The organism is Streptomyces sp. P13-3-3 (assembly GCF_050571355.1).
Lineage (GTDB): Bacteria > Actinomycetota > Actinomycetes > Streptomycetales > Streptomycetaceae > Streptomyces > Streptomyces althioticus.
Window position 1 is genome coordinate 5,329,391 of the sequence record NZ_CP192228.1, and the last position, 26,749, is coordinate 5,356,139.

General features: G+C 74.7%; 25 protein-coding genes and 1 pseudogene. 14 read left to right on the forward strand and 12 right to left on the reverse strand.

Annotation, left to right across the window (positions count from 1 at the left end; genetic code table 11):
- Nucleotides 1-7: 7 nt before the first annotated feature.
- The 3 genes and pseudogenes from ACQZOG_RS23985 to ACQZOG_RS23995 all read left to right on the forward strand — a co-directional run bounded on the left by ACQZOG_RS23985 (nt 8) and on the right by ACQZOG_RS23995 (nt 1,446).
- Nucleotides 8-460 (forward strand): hypothetical protein, encoded by a 453-nt coding sequence (locus tag ACQZOG_RS23985; protein ID WP_033274003.1) that lies wholly within the window; start codon nt 8-10, stop codon nt 458-460.
- 132 nt (nt 461-592) lie between these two features.
- Nucleotides 593-1,003, forward strand: a pseudogene (locus ACQZOG_RS23990) (carboxymuconolactone decarboxylase family protein); the annotation flags it as partial.
- Nucleotides 904-1,446 carry an AMP-binding protein gene (locus tag ACQZOG_RS23995; protein ID WP_084206969.1) on the forward strand — a complete coding sequence of 181 codons (543 nt, stop codon included), beginning with the start codon at nt 904-906 and terminating at the stop codon, nt 1,444-1,446. The pseudogene ACQZOG_RS23990 and the gene ACQZOG_RS23995, both read left to right, overlap by 100 nt.
- On the opposite strand, the gene ACQZOG_RS24000 is transcribed toward ACQZOG_RS23995, so the two are convergent.
- Nucleotides 1,394-2,116, reverse strand: a complete 723-nt coding sequence (locus ACQZOG_RS24000; protein WP_430741787.1) for an MFS transporter — start codon at nt 2,114-2,116, stop codon at nt 1,394-1,396. The two genes, ACQZOG_RS23995 and ACQZOG_RS24000, sit on opposite strands and share 53 nt — an antisense overlap.
- Nucleotides 2,117-2,399: 283 nt before the next feature.
- On the opposite strand from ACQZOG_RS24000, the gene ACQZOG_RS24005 reads away from it, so the two are divergent.
- The 5 genes from ACQZOG_RS24005 to ACQZOG_RS24025 all read left to right on the forward strand — a co-directional run bounded on the left by ACQZOG_RS24005 (nt 2,400) and on the right by ACQZOG_RS24025 (nt 9,548).
- Nucleotides 2,400-3,356 (forward strand): IS481 family transposase, encoded by a 957-nt coding sequence (locus ACQZOG_RS24005; RefSeq protein WP_037638751.1) that lies wholly within the window; start codon nt 2,400-2,402, stop codon nt 3,354-3,356.
- Nucleotides 3,357-3,395: 39 nt separating this feature from the next.
- Nucleotides 3,396-5,090: a fatty acyl-AMP ligase gene (locus ACQZOG_RS24010; RefSeq protein ID WP_430741788.1), complete on the forward strand. Its 1,695-nt coding sequence runs from the start codon at nt 3,396-3,398 to the stop codon at nt 5,088-5,090.
- Nucleotides 5,087-6,748, forward strand: a complete 1,662-nt coding sequence (locus tag ACQZOG_RS24015; RefSeq protein ID WP_430741789.1) for a beta-ketoacyl synthase N-terminal-like domain-containing protein — start codon at nt 5,087-5,089, stop codon at nt 6,746-6,748. Before ACQZOG_RS24010 ends, ACQZOG_RS24015 begins: the two co-directional genes overlap by 4 nt.
- A gap of 644 nt (nt 6,749-7,392) precedes the next feature.
- Nucleotides 7,393-8,532 (forward strand): alpha/beta fold hydrolase, encoded by a 1,140-nt coding sequence (locus tag ACQZOG_RS24020; protein WP_430741790.1) that lies wholly within the window; start codon nt 7,393-7,395, stop codon nt 8,530-8,532.
- On the forward strand, nt 8,532-9,548 hold the full coding sequence (locus ACQZOG_RS24025; protein ID WP_430741791.1) for an alpha/beta hydrolase: 1,017 nt from the start codon (nt 8,532-8,534) through the stop codon (nt 9,546-9,548). The genes ACQZOG_RS24020 and ACQZOG_RS24025 overlap by 1 nt, the downstream gene beginning before the upstream one ends.
- 58 nt (nt 9,549-9,606) lie before the next feature.
- On the opposite strand, the gene ACQZOG_RS24030 is transcribed toward ACQZOG_RS24025, so the two are convergent.
- From ACQZOG_RS24030 to ACQZOG_RS24045, 4 genes are all read right to left on the reverse strand, one after another.
- Nucleotides 9,607-10,572, reverse strand: coding sequence for a YihY/virulence factor BrkB family protein (locus ACQZOG_RS24030; RefSeq protein WP_058917998.1), 966 nt, complete (start codon nt 10,570-10,572; stop codon nt 9,607-9,609).
- A 682-nt stretch (nt 10,573-11,254) separates the two neighbouring features.
- Nucleotides 11,255-12,004 carry a class I SAM-dependent methyltransferase gene (locus ACQZOG_RS24035; RefSeq protein ID WP_351031847.1) on the reverse strand — a complete coding sequence of 250 codons (750 nt, stop codon included), beginning with the start codon at nt 12,002-12,004 and terminating at the stop codon, nt 11,255-11,257.
- Complete coding sequence (locus ACQZOG_RS24040) at nt 12,001-12,621, reverse strand: TIGR04282 family arsenosugar biosynthesis glycosyltransferase (RefSeq protein ID WP_430741792.1); 621 nt, start codon at nt 12,619-12,621, stop codon at nt 12,001-12,003. Before ACQZOG_RS24040 ends, ACQZOG_RS24035 begins: the two co-directional genes overlap by 4 nt.
- Complete coding sequence (locus ACQZOG_RS24045) at nt 12,618-13,352, reverse strand: glycosyltransferase family 2 protein (RefSeq protein WP_387786955.1); 735 nt, start codon at nt 13,350-13,352, stop codon at nt 12,618-12,620. The genes ACQZOG_RS24040 and ACQZOG_RS24045 overlap by 4 nt, the downstream gene beginning before the upstream one ends.
- 105 nt (nt 13,353-13,457) lie before the next feature.
- Here ACQZOG_RS24045 and ACQZOG_RS24050 point away from each other — a divergent pair, with 105 nt between their 5' ends.
- Both ACQZOG_RS24050 and ACQZOG_RS24055 read left to right on the forward strand, forming a co-directional pair.
- Nucleotides 13,458-14,198 carry a response regulator transcription factor gene (locus tag ACQZOG_RS24050; RefSeq protein WP_163089575.1) on the forward strand — a complete coding sequence of 247 codons (741 nt, stop codon included), beginning with the start codon at nt 13,458-13,460 and terminating at the stop codon, nt 14,196-14,198.
- A gap of 4 nt (nt 14,199-14,202) precedes the next feature.
- Nucleotides 14,203-15,312 (forward strand): sensor histidine kinase, encoded by a 1,110-nt coding sequence (locus ACQZOG_RS24055; RefSeq protein WP_359498524.1) that lies wholly within the window; start codon nt 14,203-14,205, stop codon nt 15,310-15,312.
- 237 nt (nt 15,313-15,549) lie between these two features.
- Here ACQZOG_RS24055 and ACQZOG_RS24060 read toward each other — a convergent pair whose 3' ends face one another.
- The 3 genes from ACQZOG_RS24060 to ACQZOG_RS24070 are packed head-to-tail and all read right to left on the reverse strand — an operon-like array spanning nt 15,550 to nt 18,732.
- Nucleotides 15,550-16,539: an NAD-dependent epimerase/dehydratase family protein gene (locus tag ACQZOG_RS24060; protein WP_230229362.1), complete on the reverse strand. Its 990-nt coding sequence runs from the start codon at nt 16,537-16,539 to the stop codon at nt 15,550-15,552.
- Between the two features lie 52 nt (nt 16,540-16,591).
- On the reverse strand, nt 16,592-18,004 hold the full coding sequence (locus ACQZOG_RS24065) for a sensor histidine kinase (protein ID WP_033274172.1): 1,413 nt from the start codon (nt 18,002-18,004) through the stop codon (nt 16,592-16,594).
- Between the two features lie 38 nt (nt 18,005-18,042).
- On the reverse strand, nt 18,043-18,732 hold the full coding sequence (locus ACQZOG_RS24070; protein ID WP_033273993.1) for a response regulator transcription factor: 690 nt from the start codon (nt 18,730-18,732) through the stop codon (nt 18,043-18,045).
- A 293-nt stretch (nt 18,733-19,025) separates the two neighbouring features.
- Between ACQZOG_RS24070 and ACQZOG_RS24075 the strand changes: the two genes are divergently transcribed.
- The 4 genes from ACQZOG_RS24075 to ACQZOG_RS24090 all read left to right on the forward strand — a co-directional run bounded on the left by ACQZOG_RS24075 (nt 19,026) and on the right by ACQZOG_RS24090 (nt 22,554).
- Nucleotides 19,026-20,165, forward strand: coding sequence for an ABC transporter ATP-binding protein (locus tag ACQZOG_RS24075; RefSeq protein WP_230229363.1), 1,140 nt, complete (start codon nt 19,026-19,028; stop codon nt 20,163-20,165).
- Nucleotides 20,162-20,860 carry an ABC transporter permease gene (locus tag ACQZOG_RS24080; protein ID WP_033273991.1) on the forward strand — a complete coding sequence of 233 codons (699 nt, stop codon included), beginning with the start codon at nt 20,162-20,164 and terminating at the stop codon, nt 20,858-20,860. The genes ACQZOG_RS24075 and ACQZOG_RS24080 overlap by 4 nt, the downstream gene beginning before the upstream one ends.
- On the forward strand, nt 20,857-21,522 hold the full coding sequence (locus ACQZOG_RS24085) for an ABC transporter permease (protein ID WP_037642308.1): 666 nt from the start codon (nt 20,857-20,859) through the stop codon (nt 21,520-21,522). The genes ACQZOG_RS24080 and ACQZOG_RS24085 overlap by 4 nt, the downstream gene beginning before the upstream one ends.
- A 75-nt stretch (nt 21,523-21,597) precedes the next feature.
- Nucleotides 21,598-22,554, forward strand: coding sequence for an ABC transporter substrate-binding protein (locus ACQZOG_RS24090; protein ID WP_033273989.1), 957 nt, complete (start codon nt 21,598-21,600; stop codon nt 22,552-22,554).
- A 68-nt stretch (nt 22,555-22,622) separates the two neighbouring features.
- Here ACQZOG_RS24090 and ACQZOG_RS24095 read toward each other — a convergent pair whose 3' ends face one another.
- The 4 genes from ACQZOG_RS24095 to ACQZOG_RS24110 are packed head-to-tail and all read right to left on the reverse strand — an operon-like array spanning nt 22,623 to nt 26,732.
- The gene (locus ACQZOG_RS24095; protein ID WP_037642309.1) at nt 22,623-23,222 is read right to left on the reverse strand and encodes a GTP-binding protein; all 600 of its coding nucleotides are present in this window, start codon (nt 23,220-23,222) and stop codon (nt 22,623-22,625) included.
- On the reverse strand, nt 23,209-23,562 hold the full coding sequence (locus ACQZOG_RS24100; protein ID WP_033273987.1) for a DUF742 domain-containing protein: 354 nt from the start codon (nt 23,560-23,562) through the stop codon (nt 23,209-23,211). Before ACQZOG_RS24100 ends, ACQZOG_RS24095 begins: the two co-directional genes overlap by 14 nt.
- 1 nt (nt 23,563) lies before the next feature.
- A complete protein-coding gene (locus tag ACQZOG_RS24105; RefSeq protein WP_033273986.1) occupies nt 23,564-23,995 on the reverse strand; it encodes a roadblock/LC7 domain-containing protein in 432 nt (143 codons plus the stop codon).
- A gap of 43 nt (nt 23,996-24,038) precedes the next feature.
- Nucleotides 24,039-26,732 carry a sensor histidine kinase gene (locus ACQZOG_RS24110; protein ID WP_430741793.1) on the reverse strand — a complete coding sequence of 898 codons (2,694 nt, stop codon included), beginning with the start codon at nt 26,730-26,732 and terminating at the stop codon, nt 24,039-24,041.
- Between the last annotated feature and the right edge of the window lie 17 nt (nt 26,733-26,749).

Genomic DNA, 26,749 nt, shown 5'->3' on the forward strand with positions numbered 1-26,749 from the left:
CGTTCCCGTGACCCGGCGGATTCCGCGGCCCGTGCTGGGCAGCCCCTTCCACCTGCTGGTGCTGCTGTGCTCGTTCGCCCTGTGCGCGTACGCGGGCGTGCGGCTGCTCGACGGCGAGTGGCTGATGATCACCGTGTGGTTCGTGGGCGTGGCGCTGGTCCACGACCTGGTGCTGCTGCCGCTGTACGCGGCGGCCGACCGCGCCCTGATCACCGTCACGGCCGGACGCACGGCCTGGGTGAACCACGTCCGCGTGCCGGCCGCCCTCTCCGGACTGCTGCTCCTCGTCTGGTTCCCGCTGATCTCCGGGCGGGTGTCGGAGCGGTACGCGGCCGTCACCGCCCTCTCCGCCGACGGCTTCGCGGCCCGCTGGCTGCTGATCACGGCGGCGCTGTTCGGCGGCTCGGCGGTGCTGTTCGCGATGCGTGCGGGCCGCCGCCGGCCGGTGCCGGAGGACTGATCCGGCCCCATTGACCGGTGCGTACGGGTGCCCTACATTCCGGGCAGCGCACGGCACACGTCAGCGGGTCGGCACAGGGAAGCACCGCACGTCCGCCGGTCCGGCCGCGATCTCCGTCCTGGCGAAAGGACGATGGCTGTGACCGAACACCCCGTGCTCGACGACCTGCCGCCCGGGGACTGGCACCACCTGCCCCGGGCCCGGGTCGAACCCGCGGCGCCCCGGTCGCTCGGACCGACGGCGCGTCTGGTGCTGCGGCTGATCCGCCGCCGCGCCCGGGTCCCGCGCGACCACAACGTCTTCCGCACCCTGGCCCGGCTGCGCGGCATCTTCCCCGCACACGCCGTCTTCCTCTCCCAGATCCTCCTCAAGGGCCGCCTCCCGGCGGCGGAGAAGGAACTCGTCATCCTGAGGGTGGCCTGGCGGCAGGGGTGCGTCTACGAATGGTCCCTGCACAGCCCCATGGCCACGGCCGCCGGAGTGCCGGAGCACCACAAGCGGGCCGCGGCGGCCGAGTCACCGCGGTTCGACGACCCCCGTCTGGGGGCCCTGGTCGCGGCCACCGACGAGATCCTCGCCTCGCCCTGGCCACCGTGCGCCCCGTCGTCACGGCGCCGCTGGACGCCGCGACCGGCGAGCGGTTACGGGCGGCGCTGGACGCCCGGGTCGTCGAGGCGTACGGCCCCGCGGCCGCCGCCGGAGTCGCCCTGGCCAACCCGCCGACCGCGGACGCCCGTCCGGGCACCGCCGGGCTGACGGTGCCGCGCACCCGGGCGCGGATCGCCGTCGAGGGCTTCCCCGACGTGGACGTGCTGCCCGGTCACGCGGGCGAACTCCTGCTGCGCGGACCGCAGATCGGCGACCACCCCGGGCGCACGGCGGGCAGCTGGCTGCGCACCGGCCTCCTCGCCGTACGCGGCCCCGACGGCTTCGTCACGCTGCTCCGCGACGGTGACGGCCAGGACGCCGCAGCGCCACCACACTGACCACCGCGCCGAGCAGGACGCAGCCGGCGGCCAGCCGCAGTCCCGTGTCGTAGCCGTCGAGGAACGCGGTGTGCGGGGCCACCCCGTCCGCCAGCGCGTCCCGTTCGGTACGGGTGAGCACGATGCCGACCAGGACCACGCCGAACACCCCGCTGATCTCCCGTGCCGCGCTCACCAGGCCCGACGCCATGCCGGTCCGGGTGGAGACGAACCCGCCGATGACCGGTCCGAGCGCCAGGGCCAGCGCCAGGGACGCCGTCCACAGCCCGATGGCGGTCGCGCGGCGCCGGGGCGGCAGATCCCTGGCGACGACCGCCAGGGACGCGGGCACGACCAGCGCGGCCCCGGCGCCCTGCACGGCCCGGGCCGCCATCAGTGCCGTACCGCTGTCCGCCAGGGCGGCGGCGCACGAGGACACGGTGAACACCACGACGCCGACGGCCATGACGGCGCGCCGCCCGGCGAGGTCGGCGACCCGCCCGCCGGCCAGGAGCAGCGTCCCGAACGACAGGACGTAGCTCGCCGCGACCCACTCCAGGTCCGCGACGTCCAGCCCCAGCTCCTTCTGGACGGTGGGCAGCGCCACGTTGATGACCGTGTTGTCCAGCGTGGTCAGAAAGCCGGTCAGGGCCACCAGGACCAGTACCGCCGACAGCCTTCCACGATGCATGACCTCGCCCTTCCCGCCGGATGCGTCCCACGGATTGTGCGGGGGCGGGTGCTCCCGGCACTGCTGTGCGAGCCGTTGATTGGCGGGGCGGGTGTTGTCACCGCGCTGACAGTCGCTGTTGGACGGTCTGTCAACGTCCGGTCTTCTGCCACCGCCGCACGGAAGCGGAACCTAGGTGTGTTGTCCGGGGACGTTGGTGACACGCGTGCTGGGTTCTTGAACGGGTGAGGGCCTCCGGGTTCGGTGTGGATTGCGACATCTGCACCGCTCCGAGGAGGCCCTCGTGCCCCACCGTAATGCCCCGCTGACCGAGACCGGGCGTCTTCGCCTGGCCCGCTGTGTCGTCGACGACGGCTGGCCGCTGCGCCGGGCTGCCGAGCGTTTCCAGGTCAGCCACACCACCGCCGCCCGCTGGGCCACCCGCTACCGCCAGCTCGGCGTCGCCGGAATGAACGACCGCTCCAGCCGGCCCCACCACCAGCCCCGCAGGACGCCGGCCGAGACCGAGACGGAAGTCCTCCGGCTCCGGCGCGAACACCGCATCGGCCCGCTGCGGCTGGCCGTCCGGTGCCACATCGCGGCCTCCACCGCCCACCGCATCCTCCAGCGGCACGGCCAGCCGCCTCTGAGGGCCCTGGACCGGGCCACCGGCGAACCCGTCCGCCGCTACGAACGCGCCCGACCCGGCGAACTGGTCCACATCGACGTCAAGAAGCTCGGCAGGATCCCCGACGGCGGCGGCCACAAGACCCTCGGCCGGGCCGACGGCCACCGCAGCCGGACCAACGGCGCCGGCTGGGCCTACCTGCATACCGCCCTCGACGACCACAGCCGGATCGCCTACACCGAGGACCTGCCCGACGAGACCGCCCCGACCTGCGCAGCTTTCCTCGTCCGGGCCACGGCCTACTTCGCATCGCTGGGCATCCGCATCGAGCGGGTCCTGACCGACAACGCCTGGGCCTACAGCAAGAACACCTGGCGTGACACCTGCCGCGACCTGGGCATCAGCCCCCGCTGGACCAGGCCTTGGCGGCCCCAGACCAACGGCAAGGTCGAACGCTTCCACCGCACCCTGCTCGACGAATGGGCCTACCAGCGGCCCTACACCTCAGACCACGAGCGCAGGGAAGCGTTCACCGACTGGCTGCACTGGTACAACTACCACCGCCCCCACACCGGCATCGGCGGCCACCCACCAGCCAGCCGCGTCACCAACCTGCCCGGTCAGCACACCTAGGGCCTCGGCAGAACCGCCCGTCAACACAGTGGAGTCGAGATGACCGACACCTCCGAGCCCGCCGTGCTGCTGACCGACCGGCTGCGGCACTGGGCGGAGCACAGCGCCCACCGGCCCGCCGTCACGTACGTCGCCTACCCCGCACCGGACTCGGCCGGCGTGCACCACACGCTGAGCTGGCAGGGCCTCGACGCGCGCGCCCGCGCGGTCGCCGGGCTGCTGCACGGCACGGCGCGGCCCGGCGACCGGGTGGCGCTGCTGCTGCCGCAGGGCCTCGACTACACTGCGGCCTTCCTCGGCTGCCTGTACGCGGGAGTCATCGCCGTCCCCCTGTTCACCCCCGACCTCGCGGGCCACGGGGGCCGGCTGGCCGCCGTGCTCGACGACTGCGAACCGGCCCACGTGCTCACCGACGGGCCGTCGCGGGAGCAGGTGGAACGGGTGACCGGCGGGCGCCTGCCCGTGACGGCCGTGGACACGCTGCCGCAGGGCCCGCCCGCCACGGAGCTGCCCCGCCCCGCCCCCGACGACGTCGCCTACCTGCAGTACACCTCGGGCTCCACCCGCAGCCCGGCCGGGGTGATGGTGACCCACGCCAACGTCGTCGCCAACGCCCGGCAGGCCGTCGCCGCCTTCGACGCCGCCCCCGGACGCAACACCACCGTCGGCTGGCTGCCGCTCTTCCACGACATGGGCCTGGTGCTGAGCGTCGCCGCCCCCGTCCACGCCGGGTTCGCCTCCGTCCTCCTCGACCCGGTGGCGTTCCTGGAACGCCCCGTGCGCTGGCTGCGTCTGCTCGGCAGATACCCGGGCACGGTCAGCGCCGCACCCAACTTCGCGTACGACTACTGCGTCACGCGCGTCGGCGCCGACGAGGCGGCCGGTCTGCGGCTCGACCGGGTGGCGGCGCTGCTCAACGGAAGCGAGCCGGTGCGGCCCGCCACCCTGGAGCGGTTCCTCGACGCGTTCGGCCCGGCCGGTCTCGCCGCCGAGGCCCTGTGCCCGGCCTACGGACTCGCCGAGGCCACCGTGTTCGTCACCGCCGACCGCCGCGACGAGCCGCCGCTGACCCTGGAGTGCGACGCCGGGGCCCTGGCGGAGGGCCGGGTGGAGGTCCGGGCCGGCGGCACGGCACGGCTCACCACGTGCGGCCGGCCGGTCGGCCAGGAGGTGCGCGTCGCCGACCCGGAGTCGGGCACCGTGCTGGACGAGGGACGGGTCGGCGAGATCCAGGTGCGCGGTCCGAACGTGGGCACTGGCTACTGGAAGCAGTCCGAGCGCAGCGCCGAGACCTTCCGCGACGGCTGGCTGCACACGGGCGACCTGGGCGCGCTGCACGACGGGAGGCTGCTGGTGACCGGGCGGCTGAAGGACCTGATCGTCGTGGACGGCCGCAACCACTACCCGCAGGACGTCGAGGAGACCGTGCAGGCGGCGCTGGACGTGGTGCGCCGGGACCGGCTGGCCGCCTTCACCGTCCCGCGCGACGAGGACGGCCCGGAGGACCTCGTGGTGGTGGCCGAGGTCCGGCGGGGCACGGCGGCCGACGGGGCGCAGACCCGCGAGAGCCTGGCCCGCGCCCGGGCCGCGGTCGCTGCGCGGCACGGACTGCGGCTGGCGGAGCTGGTGCTGGTCGAGGCGGGTATGGTGCCGCGCACCTCCAGCGGCAAGGTGGCCAGGGCCGCCTGCCGGGAACGCCTGCTCTCCGGCGCGCTGCGGGCGGAGGCGCTGTGAGCGCCACGGCGCGGCTCGTACGAGAGGTGCTGGTCGCACGGCTCGGCGAGTGGTACGGCGTGCGCCCCGAGGACGTGACCGACGACCGGCCCTTCGCCGAGCACGGACTCACCTCACGGGACGCGGTCGCCCTCACCGCGCTCCTCGGCCGGGCCGTGGGGCGTCAACTGCCCGCGACCCTGCTGTGGGAGACACCGACCCCGGCGGCGCTGGTCGCGGCGCTCACCGCGCAGGAGGACCGGCCCCCGGCCGGCGTGCCCTCCGCCCGAGCCGCGACGACCGCTTCCCCCGCCGCCGGGGCACCGGTCGCCGTGGTCGGGGTCGGCTGCCGCTTCCCGGGCGGGGCCGACTCCCCAGCCGCGTACTGGCAGTTGCTCACCGACGGCCGGGACGCCGTCGGCACCGTGCCCGAGGGACGCTGGGAGCGGTTCGTGCCGGCCGGTTCCGTCCTGCCCGCCGACCTCGGCCGGCACGGCGGTTTCCTGGACGACGTCGAGGAGTTCGACGCCGAGTTCTTCGGTATCGCCGCCGACGAGGCCGTGGCCCTCGACCCGCAGCAGCGGATGCTGCTCGAGGTGACCCGCGAGGCCCTCGACCACGCGGCGATCCCCGCGCCATCGCTCGCCGGCACCCGCACCGGGGTCTTCGTCGGGATCAGCGGCACCGAGTACGCCCATCTCACCGCCGGACGGCCGGAGTCGGTGACCCCGTGGACGGCGGCCGGCGCCTCCCTCAGCGTGGCCGCGGGCCGCGTCTCCTACGCGCTGGACCTGCGGGGCCCGAGCCTGGCCGTCGACACCGCCTGCTCGTCGTCCCTGGTCGCCGTCGACCACGCGGTGCGCGCCCTGGCCGACGGCACCTGCGACGTGGCGCTCGCCGCCGGCGTCAACGTCCTGCTCTCGCCGACCGTGACGCTCGGACTCCAGCGGGCGGGCGCGCTGTCCGCCGACGGGCGGTGCAAGGCGTTCGACGCGGCGGCCGACGGGATGGTGCGCGGCGAGGGGTGCGGGGTCGTCGTCCTCAAGCGCCTCCCCGAAGCCGAACGGGCCGGCGACCGCGTGCTCGCCGTGATCACCGCCACCGAGGTGAACTCCGACGGCCGCTCCAACGGCCTGACCGCCCCCAACGCCGCCGCCCAGCGCGACCTGCTGGCCCACGCCCACGGCGCCGACGGCCGGCAACTGGACTACGTCGAGGCCCACGGCACCGGCACCCCTCTCGGCGACCCCGTCGAGGCCGGGGCGCTGGGCGCGGTGCTCGGACAGGGCCGCTCCGCCGAACAGCCCCTGCTGCTCGGCTCGGTGAAGACCAACATCGGCCACCTGGAGGCGGCAGCGGGCATCGCCGGACTCATCAAGACCGTCCTCGCCCTCCACCACGACGAACTCCCCGGCCAGCTGCACTTCGCCGAACCCAACCCGCACCTGGACCTGGACGCCCTGCGCCTGCGCGTCCTCACCGCCCCCGAACCGTGGCCCCGCTACTCGGGCACGGCGACCGCGGGAGTGTCGTCCTTCGGGTTCAGCGGGACGAACGCGCATGTGGTGCTCCGCGAACACCGCCCGGGTACGGCGGCCGAGCGCGCGCCCAGCCTGGCGGCCGACCCCGCGCTCACGGCGGACGGCCTCGGCGCACCGCGTGAACCCGGGGGACGGTGACAGCCACGCAGCTGCCATCGGCACCCCCAGCCCTCGCCGTACCGTTCCTGCACGCGGAGCCGATGGCCGCACGGGCGGATCCGACGCGGGTGCGCGGGAATCCCGCAGCCCCGCGCCCGGGGACGAGCGTCCCGGCCCGGGGGCCGGCGGCCCCGTGCACCGGCCGGGTGCCCGCCCACCCTTGGCCGACCAGCGGTCCGCCGAGACCCGCCGGCTTGCCGCACCCGAAGCCGATGGCCCCGCGGGCGGATCCGATGCGGGGGTGCGGGAACCCGGCGGCCCCGCATCCGGGGACGAGCGTCCCGGCCCGGGGGCCGGTGGCCCCGTGCACCGGCCGGGTGCCCGCCCACCCTTGGCCGACCAGCGGTCCGCCGGGATCCGTCGGCCCGCCCTGGTGCTGCTCGACGCGCCCACCGACGGCCGTTTGCGGGCCCACGCCGGTGAGCTGGCGCGGTGGCTCGACTCGCCGGCGGGGCGCGGCGCACGGCCGGCCGACGTCGCCCGGACCCTGGCCGGCCGCACCGGCCGCGGCCGGAGGCGCGCCGCCGTCGTCGCCCGCGACCGGGACACCCTCACCACCGCCCTGCACCGCCTCGCCGGGGGCGACCCGGACACCCACCTCGTCACCGCCGACCGCGCCCTGGGTGTTCTCCGGATACGGCTCCCAGTGGCCCGGCATGGGACGCGAACTGCTCGCGGCGGAACCGGCGTTCGCCGCCGCCGTCGAGCGGCTCGACCCGAACGTCCCGCTCACCGACCTCGGCCTCGACTCGCTCACCGCGGTCCGCATCAGGACCGCCGTGCTCGGGGAGTTCGGCTCGGCGCCGGAGCTCGGTGTGCTGCTGCGCCAGGGCACCCTGCGCGGCGTGGCCGGCCTGCTCGACGACGCGCCCGCCCCGTCCGCCCTGCCGCCCCTCGCACACCCCGGGGAAGCGGTGCACGGCATGCCCGGAGTCCTGCGCTCGTTCCCCGGGACCGGGCCGCACCCGCCCCTGTTCCTGGCGCACGCCGCCGGCGGCTCCTCCGACGTGTACGGTCACCTGGCCGCCCGCCTGGACGGACACCGGCCGGTGTACGGCTTCGACCGGCTGGAACACCCGGACGACGTGCCCTCCCGCGCCGCCGAGTTCGCCCGCCGGATCCGACAGATCCGGCCCGAGGGCCCCTGGACCCTCGGCGGCTGGTCGTACGGGGGAGTCGTCGCCCAGGAGACGGCCCGGCTGCTGAGCCGGGAGGGCGAGGTCACGGCACTGATCCTCGTCGACTCGATCCTTCCCCTGCCGGCCCCGCCCGTGACCGCCCCGGCGGAGGAGGCACGGCGCCGCTTCGCCGGCTTCGCCGCCTACGTGCACACCGTGTACGGGGCCGAACTGAATCTCCCCTACGAGGAGTTGGGTGCCATGGACGACACCGCGCAGGTCGATCTCGTGCTCGCGCTGCTGGAGAAGGCCGTCGACCTGCCGCCCGCCGTCCTGACCCACCAGCGCTCCTCCTACCTGGACCTGCGCAGCGCGGAACGGCACAGCCCCGGCCCGTACCCGGGCCGCACCCTCCTGTACCGGGCGACGCGGCCCGCGCCGCACACCGTCCGCGACGCCCGCTACGAACGCACCGACGCCACGCTCGGCTGGGACGCCCACTGCCCCGACCTGACCGTGACCGACCTGCCCGCCCACCACTTGGCGCTGCTGGACCCGCCGGCGGTGGACGCCCTCGCCGCGGACCTGATCCGCGCCCTCGACCCCTCCGGCCTCCCGCCGAACACCGTCCCGATGGAGCCCTGATGCGACGCACCCGCCGGCACCGCAGATCCCTCCGCACCCGCCTCGCCGCACTCACCGCCACCGCCGCGATGCTCGCGACGGGCGGCGCGCTCGTGGCGTCGACCGCACAGGGCACGACGACGTCCGCGAGGGAGGAGGCGGCGGCCGCCGAGATCGTCGAACGCCACTGGCTCGACGAGCGGACCGTCGACCTGACCGTCCGTTCCCCGGCCGTGGGCGCGGACGTCCCCGTACGGGTGCTGCTCCCCGACTCGTACGCCGAGACGCCCGACCGTGAGCGGCCGGTGCTCTACCTGCTGCACGGCGCGCACGACGACCACACCTCGTGGACGCGGGAGACGGACGTCGAGGAGTTCCTGGCCGACAAGGAGGTCATCACCGTCATGCCCTCGGCGGGGCCCACCGGCATCCCCACCGACTGGTGGAACTTCGGCCGCGGCGGCGCCGACTACGAGACCTTCCAGATCGACGAGGTGATGGGGCTGCTGCGCGAGGAGTTCCACGCGGGGCCGGCCAGGGCCGTCGCCGGGGTGTCGACCGGCGGCTACGGCGCCCTGGCGTTCGCGGCCCGCAGACCCGGTACGTTCGCGGCCGCCGCGTCCTACAGCGGCATCCTGGACACGACCGCCACCGGCATGCGCACCGTCGTCGGCGCGATCGTCGCCCGGGAGGGACAGTTGCCGGCCGCCCTGTGGGGCAGCGCCGTCCTGCAGTGGGCCAACTGGTCGGCCCACAACCCCTACCGGCTCGCGGACCGGCTGCACGGCACCCACCTGTACGTCTCGCAGGGCAGCGGCCTGCCCAGCGACGACTTCGGCAACCTCGAAGGCGCCGTGCTGGAAGGCACGTTGTGGTCGCAGGCGCGGAAGTTCGTCGCCCGGCTCGACGCCCTCGGCGTCCCGGCGCGCTCACACCTGTACCGGGGCGGCACACACGCGTGGTCCGCGTGGCGAACGGAGTTCGAGACCTCCTGGCCCACCCTCGCCTCGGGCCTCGGCCTGAACCCGGCCCGGTGACGGGGGCCGGACGGCCGGGGCTCCGGGCCTCGACGGCGGGGGGCCGCCAGGGGGTAGATCAGGCGCCCGGTCCGGGGTCCGGCTCCACCGGCGTACGGACGCCCGCCCGGGCCGCCTCCAACTGGGCCGAGAACGCGATGCCGAGGAACAGCGCCACGGCGGTCAGGTTGGCCCACAGCAGCAGGGCGATGAAGGCCGTGAGCGGACCGTACACGGCGCCGAAGGCCCCGCTCCGTCCGACGTACAGCGCGAGCAGCCAGGTCGCCGAGATCCACAGCACCAGGTGGACCGCCGAGCCGAAGGCCAGCCAGGTGTAGCCGGGCTGGTCGCGGCGGGGCGACCAGCGCAGGATCGCCGCCGACGCGAGCCAGGCGAGCAGCAGTCCGGCCGGTACGTCCAGCACGGCCCACCACGCGGCCCCGCCCGTTTCGTGGCCGAGGGTGCGGGCCACGGCGTCGCCGACCGTCTCACCCGCGACGAGCACCAGGAACCCCAGGACCATCGGCAGGCCGGCCGTGAAGGCGAGCGCCAGGGCCCGGCCGTACTTGCGGACGAAGGGGCGGTCGCGCTCGATGCCGTAGATGCGGTTGGCGCCCCGCTCGATCTGCGCCATGGCCGAGGCGAGGTTCAGCACCGCGAACCCGAGGCCCAGCCAGAGCGCGACCGTGCTCCACACGTCGCTGCCGGCGCTGCGCCGGGTGCCCTCGAAGGCCTTCTCGACGACGTCCGCGCTGGCGCCCGGCACGATCCGGCCGAGGGTCAGCTCGATGACCCGGCCCACGCTCTCCGTGTGCACCGACGTGGCGAGACCCACGAGCACGACGGTGAAGGGGACCAGGCCGAGCACGACCTGGAAGGCGAGGGCCCGGGCGTTGGTGAAGCCGTCCGCGTAGCGGAACCGGGTGAAGGAGTCGGCCAGCAGCCTGAGGCCCCCGTACCGCCGCAGGGCGGTGAGGGCTTCGTCGCCGGAGAGTTCGTCTCCGAGCATGTCCCGGGTCTGCGGAACGTGGACGGCGGTTCCCACGATGCGGCTGCTCCTCGTGTCGGGGCGGACGAGGACGTCGTCCTCCACCCGTACGCATGCCCCGTGAACGAGACCGCAGCGCACAGGGGACCGCCTCGTGAGCTGGGGCGTCCCGAACCGGCGATGCGACGCCGGTGTCGCACCGGGTGCGACACATGCCGGAGCGAGTCGACCTGCCGGGGCAGACGCGACGGGAACGCCTACCTCCGTAGGGAGGCCGCCGACCCGGAGTCGCCGGCCCGAACCCGGGAGCCAGGAGGCAGGGGCCGGGTGGCCGGGGGCGGAGGACCTGAGCGGGGGAGCCGGAGGCCTGGGTTCGGGAGGTGGCAGGGTCGGAGCTCCGGGCCGGAGGCCCGGGGCCGGGTGGCCGGGAGGGGAGAATTTGAGCGGGGGAGCCGGAGGCCTGGGTTCGGGAGGTGGCAGGGTCGGAGCTCCGAGCCGGAAGCCCGGGGCCGGGTGGCCGGGGGGGGGGAGAATCTGAGCGGGGGAGCCGGAGGCCTGGGTTCGGGAGGTGGCAGGGTCGGAGCTCCGAGCCGGAAGCCCGGGCCACGGAGCCGGGGGGTCGCAGGGCCGGAGCCCCGGGCCACGGAGTCGGGAGGTCGCAAGCCCGCAGGCTGGAGCCGGGGCGTCGGACGTCCGGAGTGGGAAGGCCGGGGGACCGGAGGCCGGGCGTCCGGTCTGCCTACCGGGCGCCGGTCCGCGCCGTGTCGGCCGGGGCCCGGGGCGCGGCGCGGAGGGTCGCGAAGGTGCGGGTGGGAGTGGACCACCGGTCCTCCGGGCGCCAGCCGCACGCACGGGCGTGGCGCAGCAGCGCCCGAGTGCCGAGGCGGGCCCAGGGGAAGAGTTCGCCGGGGCTGCCGTGGGCGTCGGTGACCTGGACCAAAGACCGTTCGTCCGCCTCCGGGTCCGGCACCGTCTCCACGATCAGCAGACCGCCCGCGGTGAGGACCCGGGCCAGCCGGTCCAGCAGCGCGGCCGGGTCGCCGCCGATGCCGATGTTGCCGTCCATGAGCAGGGCCGTGTCCCAGCGCCCGGTGGCGGGCAGCGGGTCGAAGACGGAGGCCCGCAGCGCCCGGCCGCCGCGCCGGACCGTGTGCGCCACCGCCGCCTCGCTGACGTCGATGCCGAGCGCCCGGCGCCCCTGCGCGCCGAGCGCGGCCACGAGCCGGCCGGGTCCGCAGCCCACGTCCAGCACCGCGCCCTCGCAGCGCCCCAGCACGTCCAGGTCGGCCGGGTCCGGCTCCGCGCACCAGCGCTCCACGTCGAGCGGCAGCAGCCAGCCGTCGGTGCGGCGCAGGAACAGCGGGCCCCGCCCGGCGCGCAGCGCGTCGGCGTACGGGTCGGCCGACCAGGGGTCGGCGGCCGGTACCGGACGGGCGGGGGCGCGCGGGGGGCCGAGCGGGGGCGTGGCCGTCGCGCGTGCCCCGCTCACCGGCGGGCCGCCGTCAGCCGGGCCAGCCGCGCGGCGAACCGTCCGTCGGGCGCCGCGTCCGCGACGGCCGCGGCGTCTTGGGCCGTGTCCACGTCCCGCAGCGGCGGCAGGTCCCGTACCCGCAGCCCGTCCAGCCGCCGCCGCTGGGCGGCCCCCGTGTGGGGCGTCGACATGGGCACCCCGCGCAGCAGGCCGGGGTCGGGGGCGGCCAGGCCCAGCGCCCAGAAGCCGCCGTCCGCGGCCGGGCCGAACCAGGCGTCGCAGTCCGCGAAGTCCACCGTCAGCAGCTCCGGCGTCACCTGCGGGGTGTCCATGCCGATGAGCAGCGCGGGCCCGTCGCACCCGGCGAACGCGCCGGCCAGCCGCTCGTCGAGGCCGCCCGCGCACTGCGGCACGACCTCGACACCGGCAGGCAGCCACGGCCCCGGCGACCCGTCCAGCACCAGCACCCGGCGTCGCGCGGGTGTACGCGCCACCGCGTCGAGGGTGTCGGCGAGCGCGGCCTCGGCGAGCGCCGCCGCCTCCTCAGGCGTGAACGGCGGGGTCAGTCTCGTCTTCACCCGCCCCGGCCGCGGCTCCTTCGCGATGACCAGCAGCGTCACCTCCGGCGCCGTCACGGCGTCACCCCCTCGCGCGCGGGCGGCTCCTGGAGCACCCGGCTCATGTCCCGTACGGCCTGGTAGGTGCCGCGCCAGGTGCCGGTCACCTTGGAGGCGCCGGTGCGCGGGGTGTACGGCACGTCGTGCTCGGTGATCCGCCAGCCGGCGTCGGCGGCGCGCACCACCATCTGCAGCGGGTAGCCGCTGCGCCGGTCGGTCAGGTCCAGGGCCAGCAGTTCCTCGCGCCGGGCCGCCCGCAGCGGGCCGAGGTCGCGCAGTCGCAGTCCGGTACGGCGGCGCAGCAGCAGGGAGAGGGCCGCGTTGCCCGCGCGGGCGTGCGGCGGCCAGGCGCCCCGCCCCTGCGGGCGGCGCCGGCCCAGCACCAGGTCGGCGCCGCCCGAGCGGATCTCGTCGACGAACGGCATCAGGTCCGCCGGGTCGAGGGAGGCGTCGCAGTCGCAGAAGCAGACGATGTCGGCCGTCGCTGCGGTCAGCCCGGCGTGGCAGGCTGCGCCGAAACCGCGCCGCGCCTCGCGTACGACCGTGGCACCGAGCTCGCGGGCGACGCGGTCGGAGCCGTCGGTGGAGCCGTTGTCGACGACGAGCGCCCGCCAGCCGGGCGGGATCCGGCGCAGCACCCACGGCAGCGCGGCGGCCTCGTCGAGACACGGCAGGACGACGTCCACGGACGGGGCCGGCCCGACCGATGGCGGTTCCGGGGAAGAGGGGGAGGTGGTCACGGCTCTCACCCTACGAACGCGAAACGGGCATACCGGGCATCGGCTTCTTACGAAACTCGGACGTCGGCGCCCGCCCCGGCCGGTTCGCGCGCGCGGAGTGCGAGGCTGGACGGCATGGAGCAGCCACCCACCGGCGGCGGGGCCGGAGCCCGGGTCCTCGTCGTCGACGACGACCCCACCGTCGCCGAGATCGTCACGGGCTACCTCGACCGCGCCGGGTATGTCGTCGACCGGGCCGGCGACGGCCCCGACGCCCTCGCCCGCGCTGCCGCCCACCGGCCCGACCTGGTCGTCCTGGACCTCATGCTGCCCGGCATGGACGGCCTCGAGGTGTGCCGCAGGATGCGCGGGCAGGGGCCGGTGCCGGTCATCATGCTCACCGCGCGCGGCGACGAGGACGACCGGATCCTGGGCCTGGAGGTCGGGGCCGACGACTACGTCACCAAGCCGTTCAGCCCGCGTGAGCTGGTGCTGCGGGTGGGGTCCGTACTGCGGCGCGTGCGCCCGGTGGCGGACCCGTCCGGCGACGGCTCCGGTTCCGGTGTGCTGCGGGCGGCCGGGCTCAGCGTCGATCCGGAGGCCCGGACGGCCTTCAAGAACGGGGTCGAGCTCGCTCTGACCGTACGGGAGTTCGATCTGCTCGCGTTCTTCCTCGCCCACCCCGGGCGGGCGTTCGCCCGGGAGGAGCTGATGCGGGACGTGTGGGGCTGGGACTTCGGCGACCTGTCCACCGTGACCGTCCACGTACGGCGGCTGCGCGGCAAGGTCGAGGACGACCCGGCGCGGCCCCGGCTCATCCGCACCGTGTGGGGCGTCGGCTACCGCTTCGACCCCGCGTCGACCGAGGAGGCGTAGGCCGGTGCGCGACGCTCTGCTCATCGCCCTCTTCGCGTTCCTCGGCGCCACCACGGCCGGGGTGCTCGGCGCGGGCGTCCTGCTGCTGATCCGCCGGCGGTCGCTGACCGCGCACATGGCGGTCGTCGCCGCCGTCGCGGTCGCGGCGATGCTGGCGGGGACGCTGGCCGTCGCCCGCGCGATGTTCCTGTCGCGGCACGACCTGAGCGTGGTGACGACCGTCGTGGCCATGGCCGCGGTCGTCTCGCTCGTCACGGCGCTGCTGCTGGGGCGGTGGGTCGTCGCCCGGAGCCGGGAACTCGCCCTGGCGGCCCGGTCGTTCGGGGACGGAGGGGACTTCGCCGCCCCGGACGGGCCGGCCGCCGCCGAGTTCGCCGCGCTGAGCCGGGAGCTGGAGGCCACGAGTGTGAGGCTCGCGGAGTCCAGGGACCGGGAGCGGGCCCTGGAGTCCTCGCGACGTGAGCTCGTCGCCTGGATCTCGCACGACCTGCGGACCCCGCTCGCCGGGCTGCGTGCCATGGCCGAGGCGCTGGAGGACGGGGTGGCCGCCGACCCCGACCGCTATCTCCGGCAGATCCGTACGGAGGTGGAGCGGCTGAACGACATGGTCGGGGACCTTTTCGAGCTGTCCCGAATCCACGCGGGGGCGCTGTCGCTGTCACCGGCGCGGATGAGTGTGTACGACCTCGTCGGTGACGCCCTCGCCGGTGCGGATCCGCTCGCGCGCGAGCATGGGGTGCGGCTCGTCGGGGACGGCGTGGAGCCCGTGCCGGTGGAGGTGGACGGGCGGGAGATGAGCCGGGTGCTGGGGAATTTGCTGGTGAACGCGATTCGGCGGACGCCGGCGGACGGGACGGTCGCGGTGTCCGCGCGGCGGGCGGGGGAGGGGGTGGTGCTGTCCGTCACGGACGGGTGCGGGGGGATTCCCGAGGAGGATCTGCCTCGGGTGTTCGACACGGGGTGGCGGGGGAGCGATGCGCGGACGCCTCCGGCGGGGGCGGGGTTGGGGCTGGCGATCGTGCGGGGGATTGTGGAGGCGCATCGGGGGAGGGCGGATGTGCGGAATGTCGACGGGGGGTGTCGGTTCGAGGTGACGTTGCCTCTGGCGGGGTGAGGGTTGTTCTTTTTCGGGGGGAGGGGGCTTGGGGCTGGGGGTTCACCGCAGGCCGGTGGGGGGTGTTCGCGCAGTTCCCCGCGCCCCTGGGGGCCTGTGCGGGCCGGTGGGGGGTGTTCGCGCAGTTCCCCGCGCCCCTGGGGGCCTGTGCGGGTCGGTGGGGGGTGTTCCCGCAGTTCCCCGCGCCCCTGGGGGGCCCGTGCGGGTCGGTGGGGGTTGGGCGCGCGTCCCGCGCGCCTATGGGGCGTCGGCGAATTGCCTCATTCCTTCCTCGAAGGTGACCTCCGGCTTCCAGCCGAGGGCCGTGCGCAGGCGGGTGGAGTCCGCCGTGATGTGGCGGACGTCGCCCAGGCGGTAGTCGCCGGTGACGACGGGGGACGGGCCGCCGTGGGCCTCGGCGAGGGCCTGGGCCATCTCGCCGACCGTGTGCGGTGTGCCGCTGCCCGTGTTGTACGCGGTGAGGGCGCCGGCGGGCGGATCCGCCTCCAGGGCCGCCACGTTGGCCGACGCCACGTCCCGGACGTGGACGAAGTCCCGCCGCTGCTCGCCGTCCTCGAAGACGCGCGGGGCCTCGCCGCGGGCCAGGGCGGAGCGGAAGAAGGACGCGACCCCGGCGTACGGGGTGTCCCGGGGCATGCCCGGGCCGTACACGTTGTGGTAGCGCAGCGACACCGCCGAGCCGCCCGTCGCGCGCGCCCACGCCGCGGCCAGGTGTTCCTGCGCCAGCTTGGTCGTGGCGTACACGTTGCGCGGGTCGGCGGGGGCGTCCTCGTCGACCAGGCCCGGGGCGAGGGCGGCCCCGCACACCGGGCACGGGGGTTCGAAGCGTCCGGCCGCCAGGTCCTCCTCGGCGCGCGGGCCCGGGCGTACGACGCCGTGCTCGGGACACTCGTAGCGGCCCTCGCCGTACACCACCATCGAGCCGGCCAGCACCAGCCGCCGTACGCCCGCGTCGGCCGTCGCGGTCAGCAGGACGGCCGTGCCGAGGTCGTTGCGGGAGACGTACTCGGGCGCGTCGGCGAAGCCGGTGCCGAGGCCGACCATGGCCGCCTGGTGGCAGACCGCGTCCACGCCGTCGAGGGCCGCCCGCACCGCGTCCGGCGAGCGGACGTCCGCCGCCGGGTCGGTGCGGACGTCGAACACGACGGGTTCGTGGCCGCGCGTCCGCAGCGCCGTGACGACATGGGATCCGATGAAACCGGCACCGCCGGTGACCAGCACACGCATGGCGTCACGCTAAGCCCGTGACCGCGTCGGGAACGGCTGCGCGCCCGGCACGTCACACCTCCGTAAGACCCCGGTACGGCAGGCGGACGGTGAACACCGTCGCCCCCGGCCGGCTCGTCAGGCCGATGTCGCCGCCGTGGGCGCGGACCAGGGAGCGGGCGACCGCCAGACCGAGCCCGCTGCCGCCGCGGTCACGGGTGCGGGCCTTGTCGACGCGGTAGAAGCGGTCGAAGACCCGGTCCCGGTGGTCCGCCGGTATGCCCGGGCCCGCGTCGGCGACCCGCACCAGGACCGTCCCGGGGACGGCGTCGAGCTCGACGGACACCGGGGTGCCGGGCGGGGTGTGCACGGCCGCGTTGGCGAGCAGGTTGTCCAGCACCTGCCGTATCCGCTGCGGGTCGAGGCGCAGGACCAGCGGTCCTGTGGCGTGGGCGGTCACCGTGAGCGGATGGGTGGGGCGGCCCGCGCGGAACGCGTCCGCCGCCTGCTGCACCAGCTCCGTCAGGTCGGTGTCGGCCGTCCGCAGCGGCGCCTCCACCTCCTCCGCGTCCAGCCGGGCGAGCAGCAGCAGGTCGTCCAGGAGGATGCCCATCCGCGCCGCCTCGGCCCGCAGCCGCGCCAGGTGCTTCTCCCGCTCGGCGGGTTCGTTCGCGGCGGCGTACTGGAAGAGGTCCGCGTAGCCGCGCACCGACATCAGCGGGGTGCGCAGTTCGTGCGAGGCGTCCGCGACGAAGCGGCGCAGCCGCAGCTCCGCCTCCGCGCGGACCGCGAGGGAGTCGTCGATGTGCTCCAGCATCGTGTTGAACGCGGTGCGCAGCTCCGCCACTTCCCGTCCGCCGTCGCGTCCGTCCACGCGCAGCGGCAGCCGGGCCGCCGCCTCGGTCAGGTCGTGCGAGGTGATGCCGTGCGCGGTGTGCGCCATGTCGCTCAGCGGCTTCAGCCCGCGCCGCAGCATCCGCCGCCCGAACACCACCAGCGCCGTCAGCGCCAGCGCGAACACCACCACCTGCACGGTGACCAGCCGTTCGACGGTCTTCTCCACGTCCTCCACCGGGGCCGCGCTCACCAGCACCACCCCCGGCTCCACCTCGCAGCCCCGCAGCCGGTAGGTGCCCTCCCCGTCGATCCGCGCGGTGCGCACCAGCTCGGTGTCGGACCGCGCCATCGCCCGCGCGAGTTCGGACAGCGGCCGGGTGTCGTCGGGCACGTCGGCCGGCCGGCGCAGCGCGACCGAGTCGCCGCTGACGTCGTACACCGCCGTGTACCAGCCGTAGTACGGCTTGCGCCGTACCGTGCCGTGCGCCGCCGCGTCCTTGGCCTGCACGGTCTGGATCAGCTTGAGCTGATCGCCGAGCTGCTGCTCCAGGTAGTCCCGCATGTAGGCGGTGAGCGCCGTGCCGACGACGGCGAACACCGCGAGCGACAGCACCCCGAGGCCCAGCGCCAGACGGGTGCCGAGCCGCATCCGCCGGTAGGTGTCCCGCAGCCGCCGGGCGGCGGCCCTCACTCGCCCGCCTGCCGGATCACGTACCCGAAACCCCGCACGGTGCGGATCAGCGGCGCGCCGGTGGCGTCCAGCTTGCGCCGCAGCCGGCTGACCACCAGCTCCACCACGTTGGACCGTCCGCCGAAGCCGTACTCCCACACGTGGTCGAGGATCTGCGCCTTCGTCAGCACGGTGGGGGAGCGGCGCATCAGGTAGCGCAGCACCTCGTACTCGGTGGGGGTGAGCGCCAGCACATGGCCGCCGCGCCGCACCTCACGGGTGTCCTCGTCCATCGTCAGATCGCCCACGCGCAGCACCGACCGCGGGAAGTCCGGGCCCGTGCTGCGCCGCAGCACCGTCCGCAGCCGCGCCATCAGCTCCTCGACCGCGAACGGCTTGACCAGGTAGTCGTCCCCGCCCCGGGTCAGTCCCGCCACCCGGTCGGCGACCCCGTCCCGCGCGGTGAGGAACACCACCGGCACCATCCGCCCGGAGCGGCGCAGTCCGTCCAGCACCCCGAACCCGTCGACGTCCGGCAGCATCAGGTCGAGCACCACGATGTCCGGGCGGAACGCGTCCGCTCGGCGCAGCGCCTCCTCGCCGGTGTGGGCGGTGACCGCCTCCCACCCCTCGTACCGGGCGACCGTCGCCACCAGGTCGGCTATCGGAGGGTCGTCGTCCACCACGAGCAGTCGCACTCTGTCCACCCGCCCATACTGCGCCACCGCCCCCCTCGGCCTGGAGGCCGCTGCCCGACCGGGACCTGATCGACAGCGAACCGACAGGAAAGCGAGTACGGCCGACACCCCGTCAGGTCGCGGAAGGTGGTTTGGCCCGCCGGGATCCGGGCAGGTGGCGGCGTGGCCCCCGGGCCGCCCCGATGCCGGGGTCCCGTGCGTCTTCCCGGGGCCTCGTCGGTACCGACGTCTACACTCGACCGGCACACGGCGCGGGCGACCTCGGCCGACCATCTTCTGCCACCCGAAGGGCAAGCGGCGTCTTGATACGGATCGACTCAGTCACGAAGCGGTACCCGGACGGCACGGTGGCGGTCGACCGGCTGTCGCTGGAGATCCCCGACCGCTCGATCACCGTCCTCGTCGGCCCCTCGGGCTGCGGCAAGACGACCACCCTGCGCATGATCAACCGGATGGTCGAGCCCACCGAGGGCACGATCCTCCTCGACGGCGAGGACGTCCAGCACCGGCCGGTGACGACCCTGCGACGCTCCATGGGCTACGTCATCCAGAACGCGGGCCTCTTCCAGCACCGCACCATCGCCGACAACATCGCGACCGTGCCCCGCATGCTCGGCTGGGGCAAGCAGCGCGCCCGGGAGCGGGCCGCGGAGCTGATGGAGCGGGTGGGGCTCGACGCCTCGCTGGCCGGGCGGTACCCGTACCAGCTGTCCGGCGGCCAGCAGCAGCGCGTCGGTGTGGCGCGGGCGCTCGCCGCCGACCCGCCGGTCCTGCTGATGGACGAGCCGTTCTCGGCGGTCGACCCGGTGGTGCGCAAGGGCCTCCAGGACGAACTGCTGCGCCTGCAGGACGAACTGGGCAAGACCATCGTCTTCGTCACCCACGACATCGACGAGGCCATCAAGCTCGGCACCATGGTCGCCGTCCTGCGCGAGGGCGGCCGGCTCGCCCAGTACGCGCCGCCCGCCGCACTCCTGTCGAACCCCGCCGACGCCTTCGTCGAGGACTTCCTCGGCGCCGACCGCGGCATCCGCCGGCTGTCCTTCTTCGCCTCGGACGCGCTGGAGCTGACCACCGACGCGGTCGTCCCGGCCGACGCGCCCGCCGAGCGCCTCGCCGCCACGGAGGCCCCGTACCTGCTGGTGACCGACGCCGAGGGCCGCCCGCTCGGCTGGCGGGAGCGGGGGAGCGACGACGACCGGCTCCTGTCGTACGGGCGTCCGTTCCGGCCCGGCACGGACTCGCTGCGGGCCGCGCTGGACTGCGCGGTCCTCTCGCCCACCGGCTGGGCGGTCGCCGTCGACGCGGACGGCAAGGTCACCGGCGTGGTCTCCCAGCAGACCGTCGGCGAGGCCATCCGCGCGGCGCACACGCAGGCGGAAGCGGACCCGGACGCGGACCCGGACGCGGCGCGCGGCGAGGACGAGAAGGTCGCCGGATGAACGGCTTCTTCGACATCCCCAGCGACCTCCAGCACAGCTGGGCCGGGCTGATCGGCGTGCATCTGCGCGAGGCGCTGCTGCCGGTGGCCGCGGGCCTGCTGCTCGCCCTGCCGCTGGCGCTGCTGTGCAACCGGTACCGCTGGCTGTACCCGCCCGTGCTCGGCGTGACGACCGTGCTCTACGCGGTGCCGTCCCTGGCGTTCTTCGTCGTGCTCATCGACTGGACGGGCCAGACCGAGCTGACCGTGATGATCCCGCTGGCCCTGTACAGCCTGGTGGTGCTGGTGCCGGCGATCGCCGACGGCGTGCGCTCGGTGCCCGACGAGACCCTCTCTGCCGCCACCGCCATGGGCTTCGGCCCCGTACGGCGGTACCTCCAGGTGCAGTTGCCGATCGCCGCGCCCGCGATCATCGCCGGCCTGCGGGTCGCCACCGCGTCCAGCATCTCCCTGGTGAGCGTCGGCGCCCTCATCGGCAACCAGGGCGCCCTCGGCAATCTGATGGCCGCCGCGCAGAAGTACGACCGGCCCGAACTCGCGGCGAACGCCGTGCTGACGACGGCGGTCCTGGCGGTCCTGTGCGACGCCGCGCTGGTCGCCCTGCGCCGCGCGCTGACCCCGTGGATGCCCCGCTCCGGACGGCAACGGAACACCGCCCCGGGCGAGGAACTCCTCACGAAGGGCGCCGCCCGGTGAACGTCCTCAACTTCGCCCAGGCGTTCTTCAGCGACAGCGCGCACTGGCAGGGCTACGACGGCATCCCGTCCCGCTTCGCGGAGCACGTCCAGTACACCCTGCTGGCCCTCGCGGTCGCCGCGGCGATCGGCCTGCCCGTCGGGCTGCTGACCGGGCACACCGGACGCGGCGGCAACGCGATCGCCGTCGTCGCCAACGCGGCCCGCGCCCTGCCCAGTTTCGGCCTGCTGGTGCTCTCCGTGCTGCTCATCGGCTTCGGCCTGCTGCCGGTGATGATCCCGCTGGTCGTGCTCGCCGTACCGCCCATCCTGGTGACCACGTACGAGGCGATCCGCACCGTGGACCCCGCCCCCGTCGACGCCGCCCGCGGGATGGGCATGCCCGAGTCCGGGATCCTGTTCCGGGTGGAGGTGCCGGTGGCGCTCCCGCTGATCCTCAGCGGCCTGCGGTCCGCCGCCGTCCAGATCGTGTCCACGGCCACCATCGCCGCCTACGTCAGCCTCGGCGGCCTGGGCCGGTACGTCATCGACGGTCTCTACCAGCGGAACTACGAGAAGGTCGTCGGCGGGGCGACGCTGGTGGCGGTGCTCGCGCTGATCACGCTCGCGCTGTTCCGGGCCGTGGAGCGGTTCGCGGTGTCGCCCGGAGTGCGCCGCCGCTGACATTCGATCAGTTGTACGACAAATGTGACCCTGACGTTCTTGACCGGGCGTGAGACGGCTGGATTGGATCGGTGAATGACTTCTACGGCGAAGAGCAGCAGATCGAGGACGAGGCACCACGGGGCGGCGGCGGTCGCGCTCGCCGCCGCGGCGGCGCTGCTCACCGGATGTTCCTCCGGGGACACCTCCGACAACCCGCTGGACGGTGAGAAGGCCGAGGCGGGCACGGTCGTCGTCGGCTCGAACAACTTCGCCGAGTCCACCCTGCTCGCCGACATCTACGGCGAGGCGCTGCGCGCCAAGGGCCTCAAGGTCTCCTACAAGCACAACATCGGCAGCCGGGAGACCACCTACGGCCTAATGAAGAACGGCTCGGTGACGGTCCTTCCCGAGTACAACGGCTCCCTCCTCGCCTACCTCGACGAGAAGGCCGAGCAGACCTCCGCCGACGCGGTCAACGAGGCGGTCAAGGCGAAGCTGGACAAGCAGCTCACCCTGCTGGAGTCCTCGCCCGCCGAGGACAAGGACTCGGTCGCCCTCAACGCGGCGACGGCCGAGAAGTACGGCCTCACCGCCGAGTCCACGCTCGCCGACCTCAAGGAGGCCGCGCCCGAGCTGGTGATCGGCGGCTCGCCCGAGTTCCAGACCCGGCAGCAGGGCCTCAAGGGCCTGGAGGCGGTCTACGGGCTGACGTTCAAGTCCTTCAAGGCGCTGGACGCGGGCGGCCCCCTGACCCAGGCGGCCCTCGCGCAGAACGAGGTCCAGGCCGCGGACGTGTTCACCACGGACCCGACCATCGTCAAGGAGAAGTTCGTCGTCCTGAAGGACCCGGAGAACCTCTTCGGGTACGCCAACGTCACCCCGCTGGTGCGCAAGGACGGGCTGCCGCAGGAGGGCGTCGAGGCGCTGAACGCGGTCTCCGCGAAGCTGGACACCAAGACGCTGCTCGACCTGGACGCCGAGGTCCAGCTGGAGAAGAAGGACCCGCTGGACGTCGCCAAGGCCTGGCTGAAGTCCGCCGGTCTCGTCTGAGGCCCGTCACGGGGTGCGGCCCACGGTCCGCCGCACCCCGCGGGGGCGTCCCGCCGCGCCGCGCCGGCTCATCCGGCGGCGGCCGCCGCCTGCGCGATCAGCAGGTCGATCAGCGCGATCAGCACGTCCCGCGAGGACTCCCGCTCCCGCGCGTCGCACAGCAGCACGGGCACCTCCGCCGGCAGCGTCAGCGCCTCCCGGATGTCCTCCACCGGGTAGGGGTGCTCGCCGTGGAAGCCGTTGACGGCCACCACGAACGGGATGCCCCGCCGCTCGAAGAAGTCGATCGCGGCGAAACTCGACTTCGGCCGCCGCACGTCGACCAGGACCACCGCGCCCAGCGCACCGTGGGACAGGTCGTTCCACATGAACCAGAACCGCTGCTGCCCCGGCGTGCCGAACAGGTACAGCACCAGGTCGTCGGACACGGTGATCCGGCCGAAGTCCATGGCCACCGTGGTGACACGTTTCTCCTCGACGCCGTCCAGGTCGTCGACGTCCAGGCCCGCCATGGTCAGCGGCTCCTCGGTGCGCAGCGGCCTGATCTCGCTGACCGAGCCGACCATGGTCGTCTTGCCCACGCCGAAACCGCCGGCGATCAGGATCTTGACCGTGTCGGGCGCGCCGCCGTCGGCGGACGCCCGGACGTCGGTGTCAGAGCCGGCCAAGGCCTTCCCTCACTTTCTGCAGCAGGTCCGGATCCGGGGTGGTGACGGGACGCGGGGGACGGACGGTGATCCGGCCCGCCTCCAGCAGGTCGCAGAGCATGATGACGACCACGCTCACCGGCAGGTCGAGCCGCGCGGCCAGCTCGGCGACCGCCATGGGGCGGGCGCACAGCCGCAGGATCCGCAGGTGCTCGGGCTGCGGCCGGGCGGCCGTCTCGGGCTGCGGGTCCGCCGCCGTCACCGTCGTGATGAGCGTGAAGTCGGCGCGGCTCGGCCGGGTGCGGCCCCCGGTCAGGGTGAACGGCCGTACCAGCCGGCCCGAAGGGTCGCTCCCGCCCACCTCACACGCCTGGGTCTTCGGCGGGACCGCTGGTGTCCCGCGGGGCCGCGCTCAGGTGCTCGCCGATCTTCTTCACCAGCATGTTCATCTGGTACGCGACCACGCCGACGTCCGCCTTCGGGCCGGTCAGCACCACCAGATGGGCGCCGGGCCCCGCCGAGGTGAGGATGAGGTAGCTGTGCGCCATCTCGATGAGCGCCTGGCGCACCGGGCCGCCGCGGAAGTCCATGCTGACTCCCTTGCTCAGGCTCATCAGGCCGGACGCCGTCGCGGCCAGACGCTCGGCGTCGTCGCGCAGGAAGCCGGTGGACTTGGAGACCACCAGGCCGTCCTCGGAGAGCACCACGGCCTGGTTCACGTCGGCGACCCGTTCCACGAGTCCGGTCAGCAGCTGGTCCAGCTGGGTGTGGGTGGCGGGCAGGGGGCGTGTCATGGCGGTGTTCCTTCGTCGGCGGTCAGCGGTCAGCGGTCAGCGGTCAGCGGTCGGCGTCAGCGGTCGGGGTCGGATGCCCGGAGGCGGGCGCGGGCACGCGGGGCGGCCCGTCCTCGGGCGCGTCACCGACGGTGTCCCGCGCCCGGAGCGTGCCCTGCTGGAAACAGGCCAGGGAGGAGGCGGCGTGCTCGGCGGTGAACTCGTCGTCGCACGGGTCCTCGGCGGAGGGCTCCTCGAGCAGTTCGGCGGCGAGGCTGGTCTGCGGCACGCGCCGGGGGAGCGGGGCGAGGCCGCCCTTGCGGGCGGCGCCGCTGCCGTTCGGCTCGGGCGCGGCGGGCTCGTGCGGGGGCGCGGACGCGGTGCGTGGCGTCGCGGTGTCGTCGTCCGCCGGCGCGGATCCCGCCCGTGCCGAGCCGGAAACGCCCCGAGGGGACCGGGAGTCGGCTCGCGCGGCTACGGGACCGGCCGCCGCGGTACCCACGTCGTTCCCGTCGGCCGCTGGCGCGTCCGCGGCGGCGCCAGGCCTGTCGGTGGCGTCGTCCCGGCCGGCCGAGGCGTCCTCGGCGGCGGCCCCCGAGCCGCCCGGCGTCGCGTCGGACCGTCCCTCCGTGCCGCCGGCTCCGGCGCCCGCGGTGCCGGACCCGTCCGCCGCCGGCCCGGGGTCGTCCGACCCGGGCGCGGCGCCCTCCGCCGCGGCCTTGCGCGCGGCGCCCGAGCGGTCCCGGGTCGGGAGGGGACGCGGCGGGGAGGAGACGGCGTCGACCGGGGCGTCCTGGGCGGCGGACGCCTCCCGCACCGTGTCCGACGGCTCGTCGGTCACGACGACCACCTCGTGCGGCACCAGCACGATCGCCGTGGTGCCGCCGTACGGCGACGGGCGCAGGGTGACGGTGATGCCGTGGCGGTGCGCGAGCTGGGAGATCACGAACATGCCGAGCCGCAGGTCGTCGGCGAGGGCCACCACGTCGAACTGCGGCGGCTCGGCCAGGTTGGCGTTGAGGGAGGCGTAGTCCTCCTCGGACAGGCCGAGCCCCCGGTCCTCGATCTCGACGGCGAGGCCCCTGGCGACCATCGCCGTCCGCACCGTGACGGGGCTCGGCGCGGGCGAGTACGCCGTCGCGTTGTCGATCAGCTCGGCGAGCAGATGGATCACGTCGGCCACCGCGGGCGGCGCGAGCGACACCTCCTCGTCGGCGAACACCTCCACCCGCTGGTACTGGGCGACCTCGCCCACCGCGCTGCGCAGGATGTCGATCAGCGCGACCGGCTCGCTCCAGGTGCGGCCGGGGCGCTCCCCGCTGACGATGACCAGGTTCTCCTCGTACCGGCGCAACTGGCTGGCGGCGGAGTCGAGTTCGTACAGGCCCTTGAGGACCTCGGGGTCGGTGTGCCGGCGTTCCAGCGCGTCGAGCTTGCTGAGCTGGAGGTTGACCAGGTTCTGGCTCTGCCGCGCGATGCCCAGGATGATCTTCTGGAAGCCGCGGCGGGTGTCGGCGAGTTCGACGGCGGTGTGCACGGCCGTGCGCTGGGCGGTGTTGAACGCCTGCGCCACCTGGCCGAGTTCGTCGTGTCCGTAGTCCAGGGGCGTGGTCGCGGACTCTGGGTCGACCTTCTCGCCGCGTTCCAGCCGGGCCACCACGTCCGGCAGCCGCTCCTGGGCCAGGCCGAGGGTGGCCAGCCGCAGTCCGCGCAGCCGGCGGGACAGCGAGCGGGTGATGCGCCAGGACAGGCTCACGCACAGCAGCAGCGCGAGCAGCCCCGCCGCGCTCAGCGAGGCGGCCGTCACCAGCAGGCTCCGCGCCTCGTCGGCGCTGCGGGTGAGCAGCGCGCCGGTCTGCTGCCGGATCAAGGCGTCGTACCGCGGGGCGACCTTGTCCATGGCGTCGGCCCACCGGTCGCGCAGGTCGGGCAGTTCGACCTCCTGGGCCTTCCCCTCGGCCGGGGTGGCCAGCACCTGGTCCTCCACCGCCTCCAGCGCGCGCCACTCGGGGCTCGACAGGATCCGCTCGGTCTGCGTCTTCAGGTCGCCGGTGAGCGCCGGCGTGATCTGGTCGGCGACCAGCCAGCGCCGGGTGTGCACCAGCTCGGCGAACTCCTGCCGGCGCTCGGCCTCCAGACGCCCGGACGGCCAGGCGAGGGTGAGCAGCGCGTCCTCCCGGGACACCAGCTCCGCCGCGTGCTCCAGCGACACCAGCGGCTGCGCCCGGGAGGTGAGGTCGCCGTCGTCGACCTGGGACAGCTCCTGGAAGGCGTGGATCTGGTCGTCGATGACGGACGTGTACTGCTCCAGCGCCTCCTCGGCGGTGATGTCGCGCGGGTCGTCGATCTGGTCGCGGTAGTACTCCAGGCTGCCCACCGAGCCGAGCACCGAGTACAGCCGGTCCGAGATGCGCGCCGGCGCCTGCGCGATCGCGTCGGCCTGTCCCATGAGCCGCGCCACGGACCGGTCGGTGGCGCGCCGCTGGGTGACCAGCGCGGACCGCGAACCGTCCGGCCCCGCCAGCCAGTCGGCGGTGAGCGCCCGCTCCCGCTGGAGGTCGAGCGCGGCGTGCGTGCCCATCGCGCCGGTGGACCGGCTCAGCTGGGTCTGCGACCGCAGCTCCAGACCTTCGGAGAACATGCGGATCGTGGTCAGGCCCCACAGCGCGGCGAGGGTGACGCAGGGCACCAGGGCGAGCAGGATCAGCGAGAGGCGTATGGAGCCGAGACGGCGCCGGGCACCTGTCCGTCGAGACATCGTGGTCCTAGAGCTGT